The 25,103-nt window shown below is 33.0% G+C and carries 28 protein-coding genes; 16 read left to right on the top strand and 12 right to left on the bottom strand.

The genetic code is table 11. From position 1 onward, the window contains the following. Positions 1 to 6 precede the first annotated feature (6 nt). The 8 genes from ACZ2G2_RS12410 to ACZ2G2_RS12375 all read right to left on the bottom strand — a co-directional run bounded on the left by ACZ2G2_RS12410 (position 7) and on the right by ACZ2G2_RS12375 (position 9,021). Positions 7 to 2,697 (bottom strand): ATP-binding protein, encoded by a 2,691-nt coding sequence (locus ACZ2G2_RS12410; protein ID WP_470392432.1) that lies wholly within the window; start codon positions 2,695 to 2,697, stop codon positions 7 to 9. Then, on the bottom strand, positions 2,690 to 2,884 hold the full coding sequence (locus ACZ2G2_RS12405) for a hypothetical protein (RefSeq protein ID WP_470392430.1): 195 nt from the start codon (positions 2,882 to 2,884) through the stop codon (positions 2,690 to 2,692). The genes ACZ2G2_RS12410 and ACZ2G2_RS12405 overlap by 8 nt, the downstream gene beginning before the upstream one ends. Positions 2,885 to 3,091: 207 nt before the next feature. Continuing rightward, a complete protein-coding gene (locus ACZ2G2_RS12400; protein WP_101018938.1) occupies positions 3,092 to 4,858 on the bottom strand; it encodes a sodium:solute symporter family protein in 1,767 nt (588 codons plus the stop codon). 31 nt (positions 4,859 to 4,889) lie between these two features. Then, the gene (locus tag ACZ2G2_RS12395) at positions 4,890 to 5,150 is read right to left on the bottom strand and encodes a DUF4212 domain-containing protein (protein ID WP_090838695.1); all 261 of its coding nucleotides are present in this window, start codon (positions 5,148 to 5,150) and stop codon (positions 4,890 to 4,892) included. 12 nt (positions 5,151 to 5,162) lie between these two features. Continuing rightward, complete coding sequence (locus ACZ2G2_RS12390) at positions 5,163 to 6,410, bottom strand: hypothetical protein (RefSeq protein WP_470392428.1); 1,248 nt, start codon at positions 6,408 to 6,410, stop codon at positions 5,163 to 5,165. 106 nt (positions 6,411 to 6,516) lie between these two features. Continuing rightward, positions 6,517 to 6,936, bottom strand: a complete 420-nt coding sequence (locus ACZ2G2_RS12385) for a transposase-like zinc-binding domain-containing protein (protein ID WP_157823377.1) — start codon at positions 6,934 to 6,936, stop codon at positions 6,517 to 6,519. A 153-nt stretch (positions 6,937 to 7,089) separates the two neighbouring features. Further along, positions 7,090 to 7,443, bottom strand: a complete 354-nt coding sequence (locus ACZ2G2_RS12380) for a DUF779 domain-containing protein (protein ID WP_470392427.1) — start codon at positions 7,441 to 7,443, stop codon at positions 7,090 to 7,092. Positions 7,444 to 7,521: 78 nt separating this feature from the next. Continuing rightward, the gene (locus ACZ2G2_RS12375) at positions 7,522 to 9,021 is read right to left on the bottom strand and encodes an aldehyde dehydrogenase family protein (RefSeq protein WP_470392425.1); all 1,500 of its coding nucleotides are present in this window, start codon (positions 9,019 to 9,021) and stop codon (positions 7,522 to 7,524) included. Positions 9,022 to 9,193: 172 nt separating this feature from the next. On the opposite strand from ACZ2G2_RS12375, the gene ACZ2G2_RS12370 reads away from it, so the two are divergent. Next, positions 9,194 to 10,114, top strand: coding sequence for an AraC family transcriptional regulator (locus ACZ2G2_RS12370; RefSeq protein WP_470392424.1), 921 nt, complete (start codon positions 9,194 to 9,196; stop codon positions 10,112 to 10,114). On the opposite strand, the gene ACZ2G2_RS12365 is transcribed toward ACZ2G2_RS12370, so the two are convergent. Continuing rightward, positions 10,111 to 11,496, bottom strand: coding sequence for an alanine/glycine:cation symporter family protein (locus ACZ2G2_RS12365; RefSeq protein WP_090838706.1), 1,386 nt, complete (start codon positions 11,494 to 11,496; stop codon positions 10,111 to 10,113). The genes ACZ2G2_RS12370 and ACZ2G2_RS12365 overlap by 4 nt on opposite strands. Positions 11,497 to 11,540: 44 nt before the next feature. Here ACZ2G2_RS12365 and ACZ2G2_RS12360 point away from each other — a divergent pair, with 44 nt between their 5' ends. The 8 genes from ACZ2G2_RS12360 to ACZ2G2_RS12325 all read left to right on the top strand — a co-directional run bounded on the left by ACZ2G2_RS12360 (position 11,541) and on the right by ACZ2G2_RS12325 (position 16,750). Beyond that, positions 11,541 to 12,653, top strand: a complete 1,113-nt coding sequence (locus tag ACZ2G2_RS12360; protein WP_470392422.1) for a heparan-alpha-glucosaminide N-acetyltransferase domain-containing protein — start codon at positions 11,541 to 11,543, stop codon at positions 12,651 to 12,653. A gap of 60 nt (positions 12,654 to 12,713) precedes the next feature. Next, positions 12,714 to 13,277, top strand: coding sequence for a TetR/AcrR family transcriptional regulator (locus tag ACZ2G2_RS12355; RefSeq protein ID WP_470392420.1), 564 nt, complete (start codon positions 12,714 to 12,716; stop codon positions 13,275 to 13,277). Positions 13,278 to 13,346: 69 nt separating this feature from the next. Beyond that, positions 13,347 to 13,895: a carboxymuconolactone decarboxylase family protein gene (locus ACZ2G2_RS12350; RefSeq protein ID WP_470392418.1), complete on the top strand. Its 549-nt coding sequence runs from the start codon at positions 13,347 to 13,349 to the stop codon at positions 13,893 to 13,895. Between the two features lie 83 nt (positions 13,896 to 13,978). After that, positions 13,979 to 14,293, top strand: a complete 315-nt coding sequence (locus tag ACZ2G2_RS12345; RefSeq protein ID WP_090838712.1) for an EthD family reductase — start codon at positions 13,979 to 13,981, stop codon at positions 14,291 to 14,293. A gap of 2 nt (positions 14,294 to 14,295) precedes the next feature. Further along, positions 14,296 to 14,943 carry a DsbA family oxidoreductase gene (locus ACZ2G2_RS12340; RefSeq protein WP_470392416.1) on the top strand — a complete coding sequence of 216 codons (648 nt, stop codon included), beginning with the start codon at positions 14,296 to 14,298 and terminating at the stop codon, positions 14,941 to 14,943. 25 nt (positions 14,944 to 14,968) lie between these two features. After that, complete coding sequence (locus ACZ2G2_RS12335) at positions 14,969 to 15,634, top strand: peroxiredoxin-like family protein (RefSeq protein WP_470392414.1); 666 nt, start codon at positions 14,969 to 14,971, stop codon at positions 15,632 to 15,634. An 11-nt stretch (positions 15,635 to 15,645) separates the two neighbouring features. Continuing rightward, positions 15,646 to 16,071 carry a hypothetical protein gene (locus tag ACZ2G2_RS12330; RefSeq protein ID WP_470392412.1) on the top strand — a complete coding sequence of 142 codons (426 nt, stop codon included), beginning with the start codon at positions 15,646 to 15,648 and terminating at the stop codon, positions 16,069 to 16,071. Continuing rightward, entirely contained in the window at positions 16,061 to 16,750 is a 690-nt protein-coding gene (locus tag ACZ2G2_RS12325) for a haloacid dehalogenase type II (protein WP_470392411.1), read from the top strand. The genes ACZ2G2_RS12330 and ACZ2G2_RS12325 overlap by 11 nt, the downstream gene beginning before the upstream one ends. Positions 16,751 to 16,786: 36 nt before the next feature. Here ACZ2G2_RS12325 and ACZ2G2_RS12320 read toward each other — a convergent pair whose 3' ends face one another. Next, complete coding sequence (locus ACZ2G2_RS12320) at positions 16,787 to 17,734, bottom strand: phosphoribosylaminoimidazolesuccinocarboxamide synthase (protein ID WP_470392409.1); 948 nt, start codon at positions 17,732 to 17,734, stop codon at positions 16,787 to 16,789. 43 nt (positions 17,735 to 17,777) lie between these two features. Further along, positions 17,778 to 18,731 carry a PhoH family protein gene (locus tag ACZ2G2_RS12315; RefSeq protein WP_090838722.1) on the bottom strand — a complete coding sequence of 318 codons (954 nt, stop codon included), beginning with the start codon at positions 18,729 to 18,731 and terminating at the stop codon, positions 17,778 to 17,780. A gap of 108 nt (positions 18,732 to 18,839) precedes the next feature. On the opposite strand from ACZ2G2_RS12315, the gene ACZ2G2_RS12310 reads away from it, so the two are divergent. The 7 genes from ACZ2G2_RS12310 to ACZ2G2_RS12280 all read left to right on the top strand — a co-directional run bounded on the left by ACZ2G2_RS12310 (position 18,840) and on the right by ACZ2G2_RS12280 (position 24,656). Next, positions 18,840 to 19,676 (top strand): SAM hydrolase/SAM-dependent halogenase family protein, encoded by an 837-nt coding sequence (locus ACZ2G2_RS12310; RefSeq protein ID WP_090838724.1) that lies wholly within the window; start codon positions 18,840 to 18,842, stop codon positions 19,674 to 19,676. 38 nt (positions 19,677 to 19,714) lie between these two features. Next, positions 19,715 to 20,011 carry a putative quinol monooxygenase gene (locus tag ACZ2G2_RS12305; RefSeq protein ID WP_090838727.1) on the top strand — a complete coding sequence of 99 codons (297 nt, stop codon included), beginning with the start codon at positions 19,715 to 19,717 and terminating at the stop codon, positions 20,009 to 20,011. Positions 20,012 to 20,038: 27 nt separating this feature from the next. Continuing rightward, positions 20,039 to 20,752: a gliding motility-associated ABC transporter permease subunit GldF gene (gene gldF, locus ACZ2G2_RS12300; RefSeq protein WP_090838729.1), complete on the top strand. Its 714-nt coding sequence runs from the start codon at positions 20,039 to 20,041 to the stop codon at positions 20,750 to 20,752. A 1-nt stretch (position 20,753) separates the two neighbouring features. Then, positions 20,754 to 21,239, top strand: a complete 486-nt coding sequence (locus ACZ2G2_RS12295) for a hypothetical protein (RefSeq protein ID WP_101202354.1) — start codon at positions 20,754 to 20,756, stop codon at positions 21,237 to 21,239. After that, positions 21,232 to 22,899, top strand: a complete 1,668-nt coding sequence (gldG, locus tag ACZ2G2_RS12290) for a gliding motility-associated ABC transporter substrate-binding protein GldG (RefSeq protein WP_470392406.1) — start codon at positions 21,232 to 21,234, stop codon at positions 22,897 to 22,899. The genes ACZ2G2_RS12295 and gldG overlap by 8 nt, the downstream gene beginning before the upstream one ends. 85 nt (positions 22,900 to 22,984) lie before the next feature. Beyond that, complete coding sequence (gene dnaN, locus ACZ2G2_RS12285; RefSeq protein ID WP_090838733.1) at positions 22,985 to 24,103, top strand: DNA polymerase III subunit beta; 1,119 nt, start codon at positions 22,985 to 22,987, stop codon at positions 24,101 to 24,103. Between the two features lie 172 nt (positions 24,104 to 24,275). Beyond that, on the top strand, positions 24,276 to 24,656 hold the full coding sequence (locus ACZ2G2_RS12280) for a hypothetical protein (protein WP_470392404.1): 381 nt from the start codon (positions 24,276 to 24,278) through the stop codon (positions 24,654 to 24,656). Between the two features lie 76 nt (positions 24,657 to 24,732). Here the strand turns inward: ACZ2G2_RS12280 and ACZ2G2_RS12275 are convergent, their stop codons facing one another. Beyond that, complete coding sequence (locus ACZ2G2_RS12275) at positions 24,733 to 25,071, bottom strand: DUF4870 domain-containing protein (protein WP_470392402.1); 339 nt, start codon at positions 25,069 to 25,071, stop codon at positions 24,733 to 24,735. Between the last annotated feature and the right edge of the window lie 32 nt (positions 25,072 to 25,103).

Raw genomic sequence — 25,103 nt, 5'->3', positions numbered from 1 at the left:
AACAATTTACTTAAAAGGTATGGTAAAAACAAGCATTGCGCCATTTTTAACGTCTTTTTTTGCCCAAATTTTCCCGTTATGCTTTTCTACAATTTGTTTTGTAATTGCTAAACCTAATCCACTGCCTTGTGGTTTGATGGTATTTTGGTGTTTTGACTGATAAAATTTATCAAAAATAAACTTATGATCTTCTTCCGGAATTCCTTTACCATTGTCTGTTACAGAGATTTCTATCGTTTGATTCCCTAGCTTATAATCTATTTCAATAACTCCTGTTTTTGGATTACAAAACTTGATGGCATTAGACAGTAAATTGGTTAATACCTGCAGAATACGATCCTCGTCATAATTAGTGATAAACGCATGTGGGTTTTTATTAACTATTTTAACGTCTTTTTTAGCTGCAATCTGAGAAATACTACTAGTAGCCTTGTGTATTGTTTTCTGGATATCTTGATATTGTAAATCCAAGTGCAAACGCCCTGTTTCTAACTTTTCAAAATCAAGGATATTATGTATTAAGCGTCCTAAACGATCGGAATCTTGAAGGATATTTTTTAAAAACTGTGCCTTAATGTCTTGTGGCATATCATCGTCTTCATCCATCAAAAGCTCTGTTGCAGCTCTAATACCAGTAATTGGTGTTTTTAACTCATGCGCAACAGTGTCTAAAAATTCGTCTTTTTGCTTGTCTTTACTTATTAATTCATCATTAGCATCTTTTAACTTTGAAGATAGCTGAGATAATTCATTTGATTTTTCTATTAATACTTTATTACTGACGATATTTTCTTTAGACTCTTCCAAAATCTTTAATACTTCGACTAAACTAATTTGCTCTTCCTTGACTACGCTGGCAATTAATATTTTGGCTGAAGCCGAACCAATGCTTCCTGTTAACAATTTTTCTGAGAAATTAATTAATCTAGCATCCGCTAATTGTGTGTCTTGAGGTAATTTGTATTTAGTGAAGAATATAGTCAGTGCACGAGTGGCTCTTTTTTCACCTAAAAACCGAATTAATACACTTTTAATATCGGAGACGTAAGCTTCTCCTTTCCAAACCAATGCATTATCCTGAAGTGTCGTAAAGTTATTACTATCCACAAACATCTCAGCATAATTACGCTCTCTGTAATTTCCTTTTGAGGTTAATGAAAACACCGCATAGCACAACATGTTAAAAGTAATACTCCAGAAAAAAGCATGTGCAGGCGGACTTAAAAAATCAATACCAAATAATGCATAAGGTTTTAAAGCTGAAATACCGAACAAACCAAGTTGCGTAAAATCATCTGTACCTGTGTAAGCTTGAAGTGTAAAGGGTAACACTAATGTATACACCGCTATAAAAAAACCGACTAATATCCCTATAATTGCTGCTTTAGAAGCCCCTCGATTCCAATATAATCCTATAAAAAAGGAAGGCGCTAATTGCGAAATAATAACAAACGATATTAATCCAATAGAATACAACGATAATTCTTTTGAGAATAACACATAGAAAAAATAGGCTGTAATAATGATTGTAAAAATAGAAATACGACGGATATTCTTAATGTACTTAGAGTTTCGTTCTGGTTGATTTTTTATAAACTTATCTAAAAACCCATAAGGAATAATCAAGTTGTTACTCACCATAGTAGACAACGCCAAAGTGGACACAATAACCATTGATATTACAGCGGAAAAACCACCTAGAAAAACTAATGTTGCTAAAAACGAATTCCCATTTTCTAATGGTAATAATAACGAGTAATATTCTGCATTCTGAGTCGATCCAAACGTGATTTTACCTGCCCAAGCTATAAAAATAACAAACAGATTAAATAATAATAAATACAAAGGGAACAACCAAATAGCCTTTTTAAGATGTTTTTCTCTGTTGTTTTCTAAAACCGAAACCTGAAATTGTCTCGGTAATAAAAATATTGCCATAAAAGACAATCCTATTAAGAAAAACCAGTTAAAACCATCCTCCACACCACTAAGCGTGGTGAGTTGTTTAAAATTTTCAGTTTTTGAAATCTGATTATAAATATCTGTAGTCCCATCAAACAAGTAATAGGTCACATAAACGCCAATAGCCAAAAAGAATACTAGTTTTAAAACCGACTCAAAAGCCACAGTAGCAATAATTCCTTTATGCTTTTCGGAAGCATCCGCATTTTGTGTCCCAAAAAAAGTAGCGAATATCGCTAACAATAAAGCGACGTAAAAAGTAGAATCGTCAATTACAGTTGTAGAAACATAACTAGTATCGTCAGACATAATTTCAAACGTTTCGGAAACTGCTTTTAATTGTAATGAAATGTATGGCAAGGTTCCAAACAAACAGACTATGGTCACTAACGCTCCAAGAAACCGACTATTTCCGTAACGTAGGGAAATAAAATCGGCAATAGTTGAAATTTTATGTTGTTTAGAAATCCTTATAATCTTCCGAAGCACAACAATCCACAAAGGCGCTGCTATAACTGGCCCTAAATAAATTGGTAAAAAATTAATTCCTGAATTTGCCGCAATACCAACACTTCCGTAATACGTCCATGCAGAGCAATACACCGCTAAAGACAGTGTATATACGTAGGGATTGTTAACCCATTTGCTTTGTTTCTTTTTTTCACCAAGAAAAGCAATGTAAAATAACACCGCTAAATAAATTACAATTATGGCAATTAGTGCGTAGTTATTCATAGTGACGTTTTAATACGATATATGAAATAACGATAGATACTAACCAAATTGAAAATATTGAAAAATATAAGGTTGGAATACCAAAAATAGCACCTTTAAAATTAAAGACTAAGATAAATGGGACATTAAAAATTAAACATAATGCTATTGATAATACAACTAGCTTTTGTTCGTGGCGTTTTTTCATTGGAAATTATTATCTAAATAGATTTATTGATTAGACTTCACCTAGCTCAGTCTGACATGATTTGAGCAACAGAATTTAGTTTATTTTACTAATATAAGAAATCAGCACTACATAAATGTAATGCTGATTTGCATACTAACTAAATTAAAATTAAGTTCTTTAATTTTTAGCGAAAGCTAAAAACGATTAAAGACCGAACTCAATGCCTTAATGATCTTGAGCTTCTCCAGCTCCTGAAGGGATTCTTATACTTTCAACCATATCTTGTACATTCTGAGGTGGCGCAGGTGTTAAGCGCGATACCACAAGTGACACCACAACATTTAAAATCATTGCTATAGTACCAAATCCTTCTGGAGATGTACCAAACCACCAATCTTCTTTTGTACCACCACCAAACATGTCGAGTTTAAATTTCATCATGTAGAATAACATTAAAACAATACCGACAACCATTCCTGAAATAGCACCTTCGCTATTCATACGCTTATCAAATATTCCTAAAATAATAGCTGGAAAAAAGGACGCTGCTGCTAGACCAAATGCTAGTGCGACGACCGCTGCGACAAATCCCGGCGGATTAATACCAAAGTACCCCGCAATTAAGATGGCTACAAAAATGGCGATTCTTGCGACTTTCAATTCGTCTTTATCAGAAATATCCGGCTTCAATTGTTTTTTAACTAAATCGTGAGACACAGATGTCGAAATTACTAACAACAATCCTGCTGCTGTAGATAGTGCTGCTGCCAATCCTCCGGCTGCCACTAATCCAATAACCCAATTTGGTAGGTTTGCAATCTCTGGATTTGCCAATACCATAATATCTCTATCTACGTAAAGCTCGTTTGAAGCATCACTAACATTAGACACGATACGTTCTCCACTTGCACCTCTAGCATCTGTATATATTGGTTTTTTACTTGATAAGGCATCACCTGCAACATATTGGATTTTTCCATCTCCATTTTTATCAGACCATGCTATTAACCCAGTGTTTTCCCAGTTTTTAAACCATTCTGGAATTTCTTTATATTCTTTATTACTAACCGTTTCAATTAAATTAGTTCTTGAAAATACTGCAATTGCAGGCGCTGTTGTATATAAAATAGCAATTAAAAATAAAGCATAACCAGCAGATTTACGGGCATCTTTTACTTTTGGCACTGTAAAGAAACGTACAATTACGTGCGGTAATCCTGCAGTACCAGTCATTAAAGCTAATGTGATTGCAAAAACATCCCAAGTGGATTTTGTTCCGCTGGTATACTCGTTAAATCCAAGTTCTGTATGTAATAAATCTAATTTATCTAATAGAAAGGCACCACCTTCAACCTTACCTCCCATTCCAATTTGAGGAATAATATTTCCTGTCATTTGTAAAGAGATAAAAAATGCAGGCACCATAAAAGCGAAAATCAAGACACAATATTGTGCGACTTGTGTGTATGTGATACCTTTCATTCCTCCCAATAAAGCAAAAGTTAAAACAACCGTCATCCCAATGATAACACCTATATTAATATCTACTTGTAAAAATTGAGAAAATACTATTCCTACACCACGCATTTGACCTGCAACATATGTAAATGATACAATTAATGCGCAAATTACTGCTACTGTTCTTGCTGTGTTTGAGTAATATCTATCTCCAATAAAATCTGGCACTGTAAACTTACCAAATTTACGCAGGTAAGGTGCTAATAATAACGCTAACAGTACATAACCACCAGTCCATCCCATAAGATAAACTGAGCCATCATATCCTGAAAAGGAAATAATACCAGCCATACTAATAAAGGAGGCTGCACTCATCCAATCGGCTGCTGTAGCCATACCATTTGCTAACGGAGAAACACCTCCACCAGCAACATAAAACTCTTTAGTTGAGCCTGCTCGGGCCCAAATTGCTATTCCAAAATATAAGGCAAAAGTAATTCCTACTAATAACCATGTCCAAAATTGTACACTCATAATATCTTATTTTTTAAGTTATTAGTTTAGACTACTCGTCAAAACCGTATTTTTTATCTAGTTTGTTCATTAATCTTACGTATACGAAAATTAAAATCACGAATACATATATAGATCCTTGTTGGGCAAACCAAAAACCGAGTTTAAAGCCTCCAAGTCTAAATTGATCTAACTCTTCTCTAAATAAAATGCCACATCCAAAGGATACCACAAACCATATGACAAGAAGTATAGCCAAATATTTAATATTTTCTTTCCAATACGCTGACGCGTGTTTTTGTTTATCACTCATAGTTGTTAGTTTTTATAGATAAATCATAGCTTGAAGCGAAATAGTATTTGCATCTAAAGCCCCAAATTCTTGGTTTTTATATTCTAAAGTTAATTTTGAATTATGTCCACTCATATAAGCGTTAACACCAACACCTAATATAGATCTGTCATCACCTACAGCATCATAACTATGCGTACCGTAACTTACATAAGGTTGAAATCTTGTTTTTGTAACATCGCCTTTAAAGACATAACCAACATGACCATAAATCATACTTCCAGTACCATAAGCACTGTATAAGTAATCTTTACCGTAATCGCTATTTTGATAGACCGCATAAGCCGTTATTGCGCTTCCATTATCACCAAGTGGCGCATCATAAAAAGCATCTACTGCAAAGATTGAAATATCCTCACCTTCTAAGTTTGGTGTTAATGCTGTACCAGTATCAATTACAGATCCTTTTGGATGCAAGAAGAACCCTGCTCCAACATTAAAAATCTTTTTTCCTCCTAAATAACTTCCTACTTTGTACGGCAGAAAATTAGATTCTTGATCTAAGAAATTATAATCAAAATAACCGGCGTATGTTTTACCCGCATCTTTAGATCCTAAAGTAGCACGACCATTATAAACTGCGTCTCCACCAGCAACTGCTGTGCGACCGTCTAGTGTTGATACCGCAGCGTCATTAATCGCGACACGATATTGAAGCTTATCAAATTTACCTTTTGCAAAAACACCTAAATGACGCGCAAATTGATCGGATAAACCAATGGTTGCCCAAGATTGACGGTTGTTATCCAACGTCATCATATTAAGTGTACTTTGATTATTTAGTCTTGAAATACCATTAAAATAATGTAAACCACCACCAACAGTATGGTCTTTACCTAAATTGTATTGTGCCCAAACATCATGAAAAAAGAGTTGAGAACCATCTCCTTTTCCCGTTGGACTTAATGTAGAACTTGTTAAACTGTTTAATCCAAAGTGTGTTACGATTAAAAAGTCTTTATTAATTTGTGCAAACATTAAAATACGAGCACGACGTAAATTAAAATTTAATTTACTGTTCTCGTTTCCGTTTGCATCAAATGTATCGTCTGTATTATAGTTAGCTTGGACTTGCGCCCAAGAAATAAGCCGAAGATATTTAGAACCATCTTCGTTAAACTTAAACTTAAGACCTCCATCATAATCGGGAGAGCCTTGAGCGGTCATTAATTGAAAGGACATTAAAAAGAGTCCTGCCAATAATAGGGTTTGTTTTTTCATTGTTTAAAGGATTAATTAGTAGTTAATTGGTTTTGTGTGCACTACTAAGCTCTTAAAAACAATGTGTTAACAGAAAATTAATATATTTATCTGTTAATTTATTATACTAATCTTTAAAACGCTCCCATTTAATCAACATAAATTTATCCCCTAGTTCAGTAACAACAACACCTGCACCCTTAATATTTTGAGCATTACTAAAATAAATACCCAGTTCTGTAGCGTTTAAAATCTTATAGGTTGGATGGTAATTAGAATTATAAGGACGTTTAATATTGTACTTTTTCACCCAATTCATGATACTGACGTGAGAGATCCCTAAAATGCGTTCGATTTCTCGATAAGTCAATCCTTCTAGGTATAGTTGCAGTGACTTGTTAACGTAGTAATCATCTATCTTCTTACCTATCTTATTAACAGAGAAAAAATAGTTGCATTTTTTACACTTATAACGCTGTCTATCGTTAACAATTCCGCTTTTAATGTAATGGTCTGATCCACAATTGGGACATAAATCTACAGTCATGTATATTAATTTAGCATAAATATATCAATTTAGCAATAAAATAAAAACCAAATTGTTAAATAATTAATTATTACCCTAAAAAAAAGCCCTAAAACCAACAATATCATTGATTTTTAGAGCTTATATTATTAAAATAGGAATACCTATGTGAAATCAGCTATTAAAAAAAGCCTCCTCTTCTGTAGTTAATAATCTAGAATGAATTAAAAACCGAAGTCCTAAAGGGATTTCTAAAGAAAAGCTAGCACCACGACCTTCTGTTATGTCCACAGTAAGGTGTGTGTGCTTCCAATATTCAAATTGATCTTGATTCATATAAAAATTAACGCCTTTTAGCGTTCCTAACAACACATCGCTTTCATCTAGATACATATCGCCTTTTTCAAAAACCATAGGCGCAGACCCGTCACAACACCCGCCACTTTGATGAAAAATTAAATCGCCATGTTTTGCTTTTAGTTGTTCCAAAACCGCTATTGCGGCTTCTGTAATTGCTACTCTTTCCATAACTTAAATGTATTAAAAAAGGCTGAATTAACTAAACTCAGCCTTTTGTGCTATTAATAAAACGTTTCTAAATAACTACTAAAAGAACCCTAATTTGTTTTTATCATAAGAGATTAACATGTTTTTAGTTTGACGATAGTAGTTTAGCATCATAACATGATTTTCTCTACCAAATCCAGATTTTTTATAACCTCCAAATGGTGCATGCGCAGGATACGCGTGGTAACAGTTTACCCAAACACGACCCGCTTTTATTGCACGCGGAATTTGATATAATTGATGTGCATCTCTAGTCCAAACGCCTGCTCCAAGTCCGTAAAGCGTATCATTAGCAATTTCAATCGCTTCAGCCTCATCTTTAAACTTAGTCACACAAGCTACCGGTCCAAAAATTTCTTCTTGGAAGACTCTCATTTTATTATGACCTTCTAATAAGGTTGGTTTTATGTAAAACCCATTTGCTAGATTACCACTTAGATTATTTGCAGATCCCCCGGATAATACTTTAGCACCTTCGTCTTTACCTATTTTAAAATACGATTGTATTTTCTCATGTTGATCTTTAGAAGCTTGTGCCCCAACCATTGTATTTACATCGTATGGGTTATCTTGTATAATGGCATTTGTGCGCTCCACAACGCGTTTCATAAACGCATCATAGATATCTTCTTGAACCAATATTCTAGAAGGTGCAGTACAAACTTCTCCTTGATTAAAAGCAAATAATACCGCACCTTCAATAGCTTTATCTAAAAAGGCATCGTCATGATCCATAACAGAGTTAAAGAAAACATTTGGCGACTTACCACCTAATTCCATCGTTACAGGATTCAAGTTTTTAGAAGCATATTGCATAATTAATTGCCCTGTTGTTGTTTCCCCTGTAAAGGCTACTTTATCCACTTTCGCGCTTGACGCTAATGGTTTTCCGGCTTCTGGCCCAAAACCATGTACTATATTTATAACACCTGGAGGGAAGACATCTGCAATTTTCTCCATTAATAATGTTGCTGTAGAGGGTGTTTGTTCTGCAGGTTTTAAAACCACACAATTACCTGTTACTAATGCTGGCGGTAATTTCCAAGACAACATTAATAACGGAAAATTCCATGGTATAATTTGACCAATAACACCTAAAGGCTCCTTAATATTCATGGATAATGTATTTTGATCTAACTCGGTTGCACTTCCTTCTTCAGATCTAATACACGCTGCAAAATAACGCCAATGGTCTATTGCTAAAGGGACATCTGCATTTAAAGTTTCACGGATAGGCTTACCATTATCGCAGGTTTCCATAACTGCAAACTCCTCTAAATTTGCTTCAATAATATCGGCTACTTTATTTAATAACGTGGCTCTCTCCGTTGCTGAGGTATTTCCCCAAGCTTCTTTGGCAGCATTGGCAGCATCTAAAGCCAGCTCGACATCCTCTTTCTGAGAACGCGGATATTTTGCAATTAAACTATTATCAATTGGTGAGGTATTCTCAAAATATTGCCCACCAATAGGAGCGACAAATTTTCCATTAATAAAATTAGCATATTTCTCTTTAAACTTAGGTTTAGAATAACTCATATAAATTGATGTTAAATTAGTAATTAGATAATTTTATGTTCTAAAAAATATATTATCTTTAGTTTTGATAAAGTTATTTTATCAAATCCGAAGTTTATTGCACGTATTTATCATAATTGTGAACATATCTCTTATTAACAGATCTGCTGACTAAAATTTTGTAATATTGACTATGAAACCGCTTTTAAATCAACATCTAAACACCAGAAAACTAACCACTTTAGTAGAAAACAGAACGACTTATAGTGCCGACTATGCAGAACTTAATATCTATGAGACACACGCTTTCGCGGAAAAAGTCTCGTTGACATTTAATTTTCCAATTATAGCAAGCATGTTAACTGGCCAAAAAGTTATGCATATTGATGGTTATGATCCTTTTGATTTTTTTCCAGGCGAATCTGTAGTTATGCCTTCTAATAAAGAAATGGTTATTGACTTTCCAAATGCAACACAAAATAACCCAACACAATGTTTAGCTTTGGGAATTGATGCCTTTAAAATTGATGAGGTTGTTGAAAAATTTAATCAACAAGTCGCTATTGAAAATGAGAATAATACTTGGGATTTAAATGAAACCACATCACACTTAATAAATAACACAGATGTTAATCATTTAATAGAACGCTTGACTTACACTTTTACAAACAATAATAAATCTAAGGATGTGTTGTTGGATTTAATGATTCAAGAATTAATTGTTAGGCTATTACAAACCAAAGCCAAGTCTTTAATAATTAATGATCCTAATCAGGTTTTTAACGACACCAGAATAGGCACCGTTATTAAATATATAAAAGACAACTTAACTGATAAAGATATTAGTGTTGATCTGCTGGCTAAAAAAGCTTACATGAGCACATCGCACTTCCATAAACAGTTTAAAAACACCTTAGGCATCTCTCCTATTGATTATATAAATTCTGAAAAGATTAAATTTTCTAAAAAGCTAATTAAAGAATCTAAAGATTTTAGAATGTCTGAAATTGCCTTTAAATCTGGTTTTAATAATACCAGTTACTTTAATAGACAATTTAAAAAAATGGAACTAATGACGCCTCAACAATTTAAGGCGTCCGTAAATAAAGCTTAAACTTGTTTTGCCTCTTTCATCCTCTTAAAATAATCTTTTGCTGCTTTTATTACTCTTGGCGATAAGATTAAAGTTGCTGTCATTGTCGGAATTGCCATTAATGCAAAAACACCATCAATTAAATTAATCATTAAAGCTAAAGATGTTGTTGCTCCTAAAATAATACTGACAATATAAAAGTAATTGTAGTAGTGTTTGTTTTTATCTCCTATTAAAAAGGATAAACATTTACTTCCGTAATAAGAATACGAAAACAGTGACGATACACTAAACACAACAATACATATTAACAATAGATACTTACCATAAAGTGGCATTGCACTACTAAATGCTTTTGCTGTTAAGCTAACTCCATTAGCATCTGTGGTTTCCCAAACACCAGTTACTAAAATAGCTAAAGCAGTAAGTGTACATACAATTAATGTATCTATCGCGGGTCCTAACATGGCTACTAAACCTTCGCGAATAGGCTCGTTAGTTTTTGCTGCACCGTGCGCTAAAGGCGCTGTACCTATACCTGCTTCGTTTGAAAATGCACCACGTCGGATACCTAAAACTATCAATCCACCTAAAAGACCTCCTAAAAAAGCATCTCCTTTATAATTTTCTGCTGCAAAAGCATCTGTGAAAATCAATTTAAAATAAGTTGGCACGACTTCCGCATTAGCGAACAAAATAATAAGTATCAACACAAAATATAGTAATACCATACTAGGTACTAGTTTAGATGCCACCTTGCTTATTCGGTTTAACCCCCCTAAAATAACCACTGAAGTAATAGTTACTAATACCAATCCTATGATTAAATTTGAGGTAAAATTTACAGTAATTCCGTTAGGTTTTAAGACAATATCGTTGATGGCTTGCGTTAATTGATTGACATTAAAAACGGGTAATGCACCTATTAATCCACAGGCGCTAAAAAACATAGCTAACGGTTTCCAGTTTTTACCTAATCCTTCCATTATAAAGTACATTGGACCACCTTGGGTATTACCTTCGCTATCCTTACCACGATACATTATAGCTAAACTTGAGGTGAAAAACTTGGTAGACATCCCTACTATTGCACTAATCCACATCCAAAATACAGCGCCTGGCCCTCCAATAGAAATTGCCACTGCTACTCCTGCAATATTCCCCATACCAATGGTCGAGGATAACGCAGTTGTCAAGGCTTGAAAATGAGTGATTTCTCCGGTATCTTCTGGGTTATCATACTTACCACGAAGGACTTGTATGGCATGTCCCAAATACCTAAATGGTAAAAATTTAGATAATATCAATAGGTATAATCCACCTCCAATTAATAAAATTAGTAAAGGTAAACCCCAAACAAAAGAAGCAAAATCTCCAACCCACTCATTTATTTTATCGTACATATTATTCTAAAGTTTTAGACTTTAAATATAACTATTATCTTTACATGACTAACAAATATTACTACTTGAAACCAACCAGACTATTTTTTCTTGATGCTGTTAGAGCTTTTGCTATACTAATGATGCTACAAGGTCATTTTATAGATTCGCTTTTAAACCCGATTTATAGAGACACCTCTAATACGGTTTACAATGTATGGGCCTATTTTAGAGGGATTACCGCACCTACCTTTTTTACAATTACAGGATTAGTCTTTGTATTTTTATTATTAAAAGCTAAAGAAAAAGGCACAGAACGCGAGCGAATTAAAAAAGGAATTAATCGCGGGCTATTGCTTATTATATTAGGTTATGCCTTACGATTCTCGTTTTTAAGCTTGATGTATGGTAAAGTTAACATGAATTTCCTACAAGTGGATGTCCTGCAATGCATAGGGTTATCGCTACTAATTTTAATCTTATTATATAAAATTAGTTTTAAAAACGAATGGGTTTTAGCACTACTCTTCTTAATTCTAGGGTGTGGTATTTTTGTTTCTGAACCGTTGTACCGTACTTTAAATCTAGCGGATGCACCAATCCTTTTTGTTAATTATATAAGCCAGCAAAATGGCTCTGTGTTTACTATTATTCCATGGTTTGGCTTTGTTGCTTTTGGTGGCTTTATTGCGGTATTATTTTTCAAGTTTGGACATAAAAACAACTACAAACCTTTAAAAATTATTGGTTTTCTGGTTGTTGGTTTGGCATTAATATTCTTTTCCAGTGCGGGTTTAAAACTTATAGATAATCTGTTTGATATTCCGTTATTTAATAAAAGTGCTAACTACAATTATTTGTTTAGTAGACTAGGTAATGTATTAGTGATCTTTGGCGTATTCTACACTTTTGAAACGTACCTTAAACAAGCTATAATTACTAAAATAGGACAAAAAACATTATCTATTTATGTGATTCATTTTATGATTATCTACGGTAGTTTTACAGGTTTAAGCTTAAAACACTTTTTATACAAGAGTTTAAATCCAACCCAAGCCATCCTTGGAGCGATAGTGTTTATAGTGGTTGTTTGCTTTATTTCATTTTATTACGTAAAAACCAATACTTATATTTACAATAAGATAAGACGCTTTTATAAAAAGCTAAAAACTAAATAAATGTTAAAGTGTATTATTATATCTAACCGATTAGTTAGTTTTGTCGTGTAATTAAAAATAATGGCTAGAAAAAAGCAATATATAGAGGAGGAAGTTGTTGACAAAGCAATGCAATTGTTTTGGCGTAATGGCTACGAAAACACATCTATGCAGATGCTTGAAAAAGCAATGGGCATTAATAAGTTTTCCATCTACTCTAGCTTTGAAAGTAAACATGGTTTATTTTTAGAAAGCCTAAAACAATACAAAGTAAAAGTCAGTGTGACTTTAGAAAAGTTAAAAAACGGAACACAAGGTGTTGAAGACATCAAACAATTTTTTTACGATTCTGTAAGTTCTAGTTTTAAAAGCGACAATATAAAAGGTTGTTTAGTAACAAACACGTATAATGAATTTTCTGAAACTGAAGATGAATTAGTCAAAGCACAAATGACTGCTTTTATGGCTAATCTAAAAGATATTATTATCCAAAAGTTAGCATTGGATAGCAATAAAGACGAAGCGACAATATTAAAACAAGCTAACTTTTTACTTTTAGCAAAGCACGGATTAGCTGCTGCGTCAAGGGTAAATACAAAACAAGAAATAGAAGATTATATAGAAATGATTTTTAAAACAATTTAAAATCATTTTTTTTAAACAATAACTAAACGAACGTTTAGAAAAATTAACAAACAATTAATAAAAATAATTATGACAACTTTAAAAATTCACAACATTGCATCTGCTCCTGAACAAGCAAAACCATTATTAGAAAAGTCTCAAAAGGCTTACGGAATGATTCCTGGGTTACATGGCGTATTAGCTGGAGCACCTCAATTATTAGACGCATACCAACAATTACATGAGTTATTTACACAAACATCTTTTAATGAAGAAGAATTGACTGTGGTATGGCAAGCAATAAATGTTGAACACGGATGTCATTATTGTGTCCCTGCACACACAGGAATTGCAAAAATGATGAAAGTTGATGATGCCATCACAGAAGCTTTACGTAACCAAACAGCTTTAGAAAATCCTAAACTAGAAGCTTTACGCACAATGGCATTAACAATTGTTAGAAACCGTGGTAATGTAACGCAAGAAGATTTAACTACTTTTTATGCTGCTGGATATGGTGAGCAACAAGTATTAGAAATTATTTTAGGGTTATCTCAAAAAGTAATTAGTAACTATACAAACCACATTGCCAACACACCTGTTGATGATGCTTTCAAAGCTTTTGCTTGGAAAAAATAAGGTAATCCCTTTATTACTAATAAATAGCTGTAAACCTTCTGTTACTTTTACAGAAGGTTTACTAATTTTATAAAAAACATATTATGATAAAAGTATCTGTAATGTACCCAAACGGTAAAGACGTCACGTTTGATTCTGATTACTACACTAACAGTCATTTACCAATGATTGTTAATGCACTTGGTGATGCCTTAAAAGGTTTAGAACTAGACTTAGGCATTGCTAGCAGAGTTCCGGGAGAACCTGCTCCTTATGTCGCTATTGCACATTTAAAATTTGATGATGTTGCTGCTTTTCAAGCTGCTTTTGGACCTCATGCAAAAACGTTTGCTGATGATGTCAAAAATTATAGTAACGTTGAGGGACAACTTCAAATTAGTAACCTAGTAACTTTTTAATTATGACAAAAAAACTTAAAATAGATATCGTATCTGACGTTGTATGTCCTTGGTGTACCATTGGATACAAACGCTTAGAAAAAGCAATAAAAGAACTTGGTGTTGAAGATAAAGTAGAAATAGAATGGCAACCGTTTGAGTTAAATCCAAACATGCCTGCCGAAGGTCAAAATGTAAACGAACATATTACAGAAAAATATGGCTCTACAATAGAACAACAAAATCAGTCCAAACAACACATGACGGAAGTTGGGGCAGAATTAGGGTTTACTTTCGATTATTTTGATGACATGCGTATGGTCAACACTTTTGATGCACACGTTTTATTAGAATATGCAAAAGATTTTGGAAAACAAACAGAACTAAAAATGACACTTACTAAAGCGTTTTTTAGTGATCGTAAAGATGTCTCTAAACATGATGTTTTAAGAGCTGCATTGTTAGAAGTTGGTTTAGATGCTGACGAAGCTTTAGCTAAACTAGACAATGAAGACGCGCGCTTAGAAGTAAGAACAAAACAAGACTATTGGAAAAACATGGGCGTAAATTCTGTGCCAACTATTGTTTTTAATAGAAAAAGTGCAGTTACAGGCGCACAACCTGTGGATACCTTTAAACAAGTGCTTTCAGAATTAATCGCTGAACAATAATATTTAATTATAAAATCACAATACTATGGATACCACAAAAAACACAGGACCTTTAGATGCCTTATTAGATGTTAAGCGTCAAGACGGTGCTTCAAAATTTACTGAGGAGAAAAAGAAAATTTACGCTGATGGTATTGCTAGTGTTTCCGATTCAGGAATCCTAGATACCGCTTTAAACGTTGGTGATAAAGCACTAGACTTTTCATTAAAAAATCAACTAAATCAGACCGTATCTTTATATGACCAATTAAAATATGGTCCTGTTGTGTTAACATGGTATAGAGGTGGTTGGTGTCCGTATTGTAATATTACTTTACACTATTTACAAGATAAATTACCTGAAATTAAAACTGCAGGTGCTACACTTTTGGCATTAACACCGGAGTTACCGGACAACTCATTAAACACTTCTGAAAAAAACAATTTAGAATTTTCTGTATTAAGTGATGTTGGTAATGTTATTGGTAAAAATTATGGTGTTGTATTTGAATTAACTCCAGAAGTAGCCACTATTTATAATAATGGTTTTGGTTTAAATGAAAAAAATGGAGACGCTAGTAACCAATTACCACTAGCAGCAACCTACGTTATAGATACAAATGGAATTATACAATATGCGTTTTTAGATGCTGATTATACCAAACGTGCAGAAGTTTCTGAGATAGTAACTGCTTTACGTAAATTAAAATAACAGATGAAATAATGACCAAATCAGTAAAAATTATAACAGGTATTCTAGGTCTTATAATGTTAATACCAGGATTAGCCAAATTGAAAGAGCCTTTTAAAACGTTTATTTACAAGCATCTTACAGGTATTGGCTTTCCTTTTCCAGATTTAATGCAATACGTGGTTAAATTTAGCGAAATTGGGGTTGGACTATTACTCTTGTTTTTAGCATTTAAAAGCACTACTTTAAGTCAGAGATTGACTAAAAATTTGTTTTATTTAGGAAACTTAACAGTAATAATAATGATGTTAGTTGCTGTTTATACGCATTTACATCCTGATGTGCCTGCAAACGTGTTACCATTGGAGTTTAAACCTCCAGTAATGCCTATTTCCTATTTACTACTAGTCTTTTTAAATATCTATTTATTTCAAAAATCTATAAAAAATGAGTACTAAAACCAGACCTAAAGTTTTGTTTTTTGATGTAAACGAAACCTTATTAGATTTGACGATAATGAAAAAACAAGTTGGTGACGCTTTAGGCGGAAACGAAGCGTTGTTATCATTATGGTTTACTACAATGCTACAGTATTCATTAGTGGTATCTGCTAGTGGGCGTTATGAGCCTTTTGGACATATTGGTGCTGCTGCATTGCAAATGGTAGCTGCCAATCAGGATATTAATATTCCAGAAGACAAAGCACGAGATATTATTGTAAATGCGATGCAAAATTTACCACCTCATTCAGAAGTTAAAGAAGCCTTATCTGAATTAAAAAAAGAAGGTTATACTTTAGTTGCATTAACTAACTCTAATAAAGAAAGCTTAAAAAACAAATTTGAAAACGTTGGTTTAACTTCTTATTTTGACGCGCTATTAAGCATTGAATCTGTGGGGAAATTTAAACCTTTTACAGATGTTTATAATTGGGCTTCAACAAAAATGAATGTAAAACCAGAAGAGTGTATGCTTATTGCTGCACATGGTTGGGATGTTGCAGGCGCACTTTGGGCGGGCTGGAGAGCTGCTTTTGTAAGTCGTCCAGGACAGCAAACATTTCCGTTAGCTCCACAAACAGAAATAAACGAACCAGACTTAAATAAAATAGCTGATATTCTTATTTCTTATAAATAAGGATATCAGCTATTATTAAACTTAAATAATTAAGTCTTATTTCAAATAGGCTAAAACATTAGTTTCAATACGTTCTTGTATGTTAGACACCTCTGCTTTTACAAAAGGTTCCCCCATAATATTTTCGTATAATTCAATATAGCGTTCTGATACCGTTTCAATATACTCATCAGACATTACAGGTACAGTTTGACCTTCTAAACCTTGAAAATTATTAGCAATTAACCATTGTCTTACAAACTCTTTAGACAGCTGTTTTTGTGCTTCGTTATTATCCTGACGCTCTTGATAACCTTCTGTATAAAAATAACGAGAAGAATCTGGCGTATGGATTTCGTCAATTAAAACAATTTTTCCGTCTTTAGTTTTACCAAATTCATATTTAGTGTCTACTAAAATTAATCCTCGTGAAGCAGCTATTTCAGTACCTCTTTGGAATAATTTACGTGTATAATCTTCTAACACACTATAGTCGGCTTCACTAACAATTCCTTTTTTCAAAATATCTTCTCTAGAGATATCTTCATCATGATCACCCATTTCTGCTTTAGTTGCAGGCGTAATAATAGGCTCCGGAAACTTATCGTTTTCCTTCATCCCTTCTGGCATTGCAACGCCACAAAGCATACGTTTCCCTGCTTTATACTCGCGTGCAGCATGACCAGACATGTAACCACGTATTACCATTTCTACTTTAAAAGGCTCGCATAAATACCCAACAGCAACGTTTGGATCCGGAGTACCCGTTAACCAGTTTGGCACCAAATCTTCAGTCGCTTTCATCATGCTAGTCGCAATCTGATTAAGGATTTGTCCTTTATAAGGAATTCCTTTTGGCATTACCACATCAAACGCACTAAGTCTATCTGTTGCAATCATGACCAATTCTTCGTCATTAATATTATAAACTGCTCTAACTTTTCCTTTGTAAAGGCTTTTCTGATTCGGGAAGTTAAAATTGGTATCTATTATTGTATTACTCATTACTTAATCTGGTAATTTATTTATTTTATATTTTTTTAAAAATCTAATCTACATTCTCGATGTTCTTGTATGCTTCAATAATTTTCTTAACTAATTTATGACGTACAACATCTTTATCATCAAGAAAAACCATTCCAACACCTTCTACCCCTTTTAGAATAAGCAACGCTTCTTTTAAACCAGAAATGGTACGACGTGGTAAATCTATCTGTCCTGGATCACCAGTTAGCAAAAACTTAGCATTTTTACCCATTCTGGTTAAAAACATCTTCATCTGTGCATGTGTTGTGTTTTGACCTTCGTCCAAAATAACAAATGCGTTATCCAATGTACGTCCACGCATAAATGCTAATGGTGCAATTTGTATGGTTCCGTTATCTATATAATGTGCTAATTTTTCCGCAGGTATCATATCTCGCAAAGCATCATAAATAGGCTGCATGTAAGGGTCTAATTTTTCTTGCAAATCTCCTGGCAAAAACCCTAAATTTTCTCCTGCTTCTACTGCTGGTCTAGTTAATATGATACGTTTAACTTCTTTATTTTTTAAGGCTTTAACAGCTAATGCAACACCAGTATATGTTTTTCCTGTACCGGCTGGTCCAATAGCAAAAACCATATCGTTTTTACGCATCAGCTCCACCATTTTACGTTGGTTGGCTGTAATAGCTTTAATTGGTTTTCCGTTAGCACCATGTACTAAAACTTCTCCACTTTTTTCTGAAGTCTTATAATCGTCACTACTTTGACTGGTCAATACACGTTCAATAACGTTTTCATCAATAGCATTATATTTAGAAAAATGCTTAATCAACATAGTCATTCTACGATCAAATTCTTCTAAAAGCTCCGCATCACCAATGGCTTTAATTTTGCTTCCGCGCGCAATTATTTTAAGTTTTGGAAAGTATTTTTTTAAAAGTGTTATGTTCTCGTTTCCTGTTCCAAAAAACTCTTTTGGAGAGATCTCCTCTAGTTCAATAATTATTTCTTTCAAAAGCGTGGATTTATTAAATTAGTCTGTACAATTTTATTAGTTTTGTGTATCTAACAAACTTACACAATTTTTGTGTGTTTAAGGTTAAAAAAATATCAACAATACTACATGCCAATTATAACGCTTACCACAGATTTTGGAGAGAAAGATCACTTTGCTGGCGCAATAAAAGGAGCTATTTATAGTGAATTACCTGAAGTAAGAATTGTTGATATCTCTCATTCTGTCTCACCATTTAATAGTGCAGAAGCTGCATACATTATTCAAAATGCATACAGTAGCTTTCCAAAAGGAACTATTCATGTTATTGGAATTGATTCAGAAATAAACCCTGAAAACAAACATATTGCGGTAGAATTGGACGAGCATTATTTTATCTGTGCAAACAATGGAATAATGAGTATGATTGCCAATGAAATTGCACCTTCTAAATTAGTCGAAATTAATATACATGACAAAATAGAAACTAGTTTTCCGGTATTAGATGTTTTTGTAAAAGTGGCCTGTCATATTGCGCGAGGTGGTACATTAGAAGTTATTGGAAAAGCGATTAGCAATATAAAGCCAATTAAAAACTTAGTCCCTTACGTTAATGAGGAACAAACCCAAATTATTGGAAGTATTATATATATTGACAATTACGGTAATGTAGTGACTAATATTAGAAAAAACTTTTTTGAAACACTTCAAAAAGGACGCCCTTATGAGGTCTCTGCTAGAAACTATAAGTTTAAAAAAATACAAAATAAATATAGTGATATTGTTAATTTTGAAACGCCCGAAGACAAACGTAATGACGAAGGACGTGGTCTGGTGGTTTTTAACAGCTCTAACTACCTAGAAATTGCGATATATAAAAGTAACAACCAAACCGTTGGTAGCGCAAGTAGCTTAATGGGATTAGGAATAAGAGATACTGTTACTATTAATTTTTTTAAAGAGTAATTATTTCGCTTAAGCGGAAATTAAAAAAGGTAAAATTCATGTTTGTAAGAATTGTAAAATTAAGTTTTGCTGAAGAAAATATTGACACCTTTTTAGCTAATTTTGAAATCATAAAGTTTAAAATAAGAAACTTTGAAGGCAACCAATTATTAGAATTGTATCGCGACAAACACAATAGTAATGTGTTTTTTACGTATAGTTATTGGGATGCTGAGAGCGACTTAGAAAACTACCGAAACTCTGAACTATTTAAAGGTATTTGGGCAAAGACAAAACCGTTGTTTAATGCCAAACCCGAAGCTTGGAGTGTTGATAAGTTAGCATCACTTAAGTAATAAATAATACAAAAACCAAGAAAAAGCATGCTAGCCATACTTAAAAAAGAAATAAATTCATTTTTCGCTTCGCCAATAGGCTATTTAGTGATTGCTATATTTTTGCTATTAAACGGTCTCTTTTTATGGGTGTTTAAAGGCGAATTTAATATACTAGACAATGGATTTGCAGATTTGTCTCCGTTTTTTTTATTAGCGCCTTGGATTTTAATATTCTTGATTCCTGCGGTAACCATGCGTAGTTTTAGTGACGAGAAAAAACAAGGAACATTAGAGTTACTTTTAACTAAACCTATTAGCACATTACAGTTAGTATTAGGCAAATACTTTGGTGCTTTTGTATTAATAATTATCGCATTATTACCAACAATATTATACGTCTATACAGTATACCAATTAGGAAATCCAACAGGAAATATAGATTTTGGAAGCACTTTAGGGTCTTATTTTGGACTGTTATTTTTAGTGGCTGCTTACACTGCTATTGGTGTATTTGCATCTACATTATCCGATAATCAAATTGTAGCCTTTATTGTTGCCGTATTTTTATGCTTATTCTTTTTTATTGGTTTTGAAGGGATTGCAGATGTGGCTTCCAGTAATATGATTGAGCAATTGGGGATGAATGCGCATTATAAAAGTATGAGTCGTGGTGTTTTGGATACTAGAGATATTATTTACTTTTTAAGTGTAACTATACTGTTTATTGCGCTAACCAAATTCAATATCAAAAAACAATAATATGGTTATTACTATTACTTTAATTATATCGTTTGTTGTTGTTTTTGTTTTGGCTTGGTTATTTATAAAAACCATTGGAGACAATAAATGGGTCAGCTTACTTATTACTTTAATTGCGACACCACTACTCTATTTTTATATGTTTTACCCTTTAGTAAATATCTTTTCTAACTACCATCATCAAAAATATTTTAATGCTGAAAACTGGGCAGAATACCCTGAACTGCGTTTTGAAATGATGGACCAGCTAAATAAAGACAATCAGTTAATTGGAAAAACTAAAGCACAGATAACTACGGATTTTGGTACTGCAGAATGGTTTGGTTGGGATGATAGCATCAAAGCCAACTCTAAAGACCAATGGAACTATAATATGGGCTTTAAACCAGGTGCTTTTAATAATCAACAAGAGTGTGTCGAGTTTAAATTTAAAAACGATACCATAGTTGCTGTTAAAACCTATAAACTTGAGAAAAAATTTGAATAAACTTATCAAAAATATCGCACTTATAGTCGTTGGTTTAATACTACTAAACGTACTCTCACAGACTGTTTATAAACGCTTCGATTTAACTACAGATCAACGTTATACGCTTAATCCTTCCGCTTTAGCGATATTAGACAAAGCTGACGCACCCATTGTAATTGATGTCTTTTTAGAAGGGGAAGCATTTCCTTCAGAGTTTAGAAAACTACAAATAGAGACCAGACAATTATTGGAAGAGTTTAAGGCTTATAACAACAATATCAGTTTCAGTTTTATTAATCCTATTGAAAATGATGCAACTCGTGATCAAACCATTCAGCAATTAAATGATCGAGGATTAACACCAATGCAATTAAATGTAAAGGAAAACGGAAAATCTAGTCAAGCCGTTATATTTCCTTGGGCATTAGCCAGTTTTAATAATACAACCGTAAAAATTCCTTTAGTAAAAAATACCATTGGAGCAACGCAACAACAATTAGTTACAAATTCTGTACAACAATTAGAATACGCCTTTGCTGATGGGATTAGTAAATTGGTTAATCCTAAACGTCGTAAAATAGCAGTTTTAAAAGGTAACGGACAACTAGAAAACAAATACATTGCGGATTATGTAAAATCTATTAGAGACTACTATTTTATTGCCCCATTTACGTTAGATAGCGTTGCTAATCAGGCGGAAAACACCTTGAAAAAACTTCAGGAATACGATTTAATTATTTCGGCTAAGCCAACAGAAGCTTTTACAGAGAAAGAAAAATTTGTTTTAGATCAATATACCATGAATGGCGGAAAAAGCCTATGGTTGCTAGAACAAGTCGCTATGGACAAGGATAGTCTTTACAACGACTTAGGTAAAAATGTGGCCATCCCAATGGATTTAAAACTAACTGATTTTTTCTTTAAATATGGCGTACGTATTAATCCATTAATTGTAAGCTCTATGTACTCTGCTCCTATTACTTTAGCCTCTGGCGAAGGTAGTGATAGCCAGTTTCAAAGTTACCCTTGGACGTATTCTCCGCTTGCAAAAGGAAACACGAAGCATCCAATTGTAAATAATTTAGACTTTTTAAAGTTTGACTTTGCAAATCCAATGGATGTTTTAAAAAGTAGCACTAAGAAAACTATATTGCTACAAAGTGCACCTTTGAGCAAACTAGAAGGGACTCCAAGAGAAATAAGCTTGGATATGGTAAACGACCAATTAGATCCTAAAAGCTTTAATAAAGGTCCGCAAACGCTTGCTGTTTTGCTAGAAGGCACCTTTACATCTGTTTATAATAATAGAGTAAAACCGGTAAATCTACCAAATACCAAAAATGAAAGTGTACCAACCAAAATGGTCGTGATTAGTGATGGTGATATTATTAAAAATGAAGTAGGTAGAACTGGCCCAGAAGAACTTGGTTTTGATAAATATACAGGGCAGACTTTTGGGAATAAAGAATTTTTAATAAATGTGGCTAATTATCTTTTAGACGACACTGGACTTATAAACATTAGGTCTAAAGAAATTGCGGTTGCCTTTTTAAATCCTGAAAAAATAAGTGCCGAAAAAACAAAATGGCAACTCTTAAACATCTTATTACCATTGGTTTTATTAGGTGTTTTTGGATTTGTATTTAACTACTTAAGAAAGAAAAAATACGCTAAGTAAGTGTTGATAAGTTTGTTTCTTAATTTAAGACATTAACAATATATTTGTAAGACCAATTATTAATAGTATTAATTTCCATATATAGATGAAATTTATTGTATCAAGTACTTACTTACTAAAACAATTACAGGTTTTAGGAGGTGTTATTAACAGCTCGAATACACTGCCAATTTTGGATAATTTTTTATTCGAATTAGACGGAACAAAACTAACCGTATCTGCAAGTGATTTAGAAACAACTATGTCTTCAGTATTAGATGTAGAAAGTGATAACGAAGGTAGCGTTGCTATTCCTGCACGTTTACTTTTAGATACTTTAAAAACGTTTCCAGAACAACCGTTAACGTTTGTAATTGAAGAAAACAATACAGTAGAGATTAGCTCTAATCATGGTAAATACGCTTTAGCTTATGCGGATGGTAACGAGTTTCCAAAAGCAATTAGCCTAGAGGATCCAAGTAATACAAAAATGCCAGGTCATATTTTAGCAACTGCAATTAACAAAACTATTTTTGCTGCTGGTAATGATGATTTAAGACCTGTAATGAGTGGTGTTTTCTTTCAGTTTTCTACTGAAGGTTTAACGTTTGTAGCTACAGATGCTCATAAATTGGTAAAGTATACAAGAGCTGATGTACAAGCATCTCAGGTTGCAGAATTTATTATGCCTAAAAAACCTTTAAACTTATTAAAAGGAATTTTAGGAGCAAGCGACGAAGAAATCACTATCGAGTATAATGATTCTAATGCTAAATTTACTTTTGAAAACACAGTATTAATCTGTCGTCTAATTGATGGTAAATATCCAAACTACGAAGCTGTAATACCAAAAGAGAATCCAAATAAATTAACAATAGACAGAACTCAATTTTTAAACTCTGTACGTCGTGTTAGTATTTTCTCTAACAAAACAACGCACCAAATTAGATTAAAGATTGCTGGAGCAGAATTAAATATATCTGCAGAAGATATTGACTACTCTAACAAAGCTGAAGAGCGTTTGACTTGCGATTACCAAGGAGATGACATGCAAATTGGATTTAACTCGCGTTTTTTAACAGAGATGTTAAACAATCTAGGATCTAACGATGTACAATTAGAATTAAGTATGCCTAACAGAGCAGGTATCTTAACGCCTATTGACGATTTAGAAGAAGGAGAACATGTTACAATGTTAGTTATGCCAGTTATGTTAAATAGCTAATAACTACCGCTTAAATAATATTAAAAAGGCAACTCTATCGAGTTGCCTTTTTTTTTGACAAATAACCAATGTGTTATTGCTACTTATTTTAGTACTTTTAGCGCTTAAAACAATATTATTAATTTCCCTCAGTTATTATAATTACATTTTATTGAAACAATTAATCCAAAGTATGAAAAGTAACATTAAACTAATACTTTTAGTTCTAGCATGTTTAACACAGTTATCTTGTCAAAACGATAACAACACAACAAGTACAACTAGTAACAATTCCATTATTGGAGAATGGTTAAGAAGTGACTACTTAGTTGATACATCTACAGAATATAAATTATTTTTTTATGAAGATAATGCTAATGGCTTAATAACAGAACAACTAACCACCCAAGCAGGAATTATATCTAGTGCCAACCCATTTACTTGGACACTTAACGAAGCTGAATTAATTCTAACCGAACAAAATGGCACAGAAACCATAACATCAGTGCAATTTTTGGAAAATGGAAATCTAATTTTAGAAAATTTTTCGACTTTAGAATTTATAAGACAATAAACGCAAACAACATAGTATATAACCTAAAAACGCAACCCTTACAGGTTGCGTTTTTCTCTTTATCATAGTAATATAACTAACTAATAAAATTAAAAGATAAAGGGTATTCTGGGGTTTCGCCATTACTAACTTTAACAGCATTTATTACTGGATATATAATAGATACTAGGCCTAGAACAAACCAACCTAAAAAACCTAATCCAAATAACAGTATTAAAGGTACACATACAAAGTATAAAACAACAATACTTAACTGAAAGTTAACGATTGCCTTTCCATGTGCATCCATGTCGTATACTTTATCTTTTTGGGTCAACCATATTATTAATGGTAAGATTAAGCTACCGCATCCTATAACTAAAGATGCCAATTGACTTAAATGGGTTAATACTAATAATTGTCTGTCTGTTTTCATTTTTACTTTAATTCGCTTTTTAGATTTACACC

Source organism: Olleya sp. KKT75, from assembly GCF_055635485.1.
Note: the sequence above shows the minus strand (reverse complement) of the source record. Positions and strands in the feature narration are given on the sequence as shown.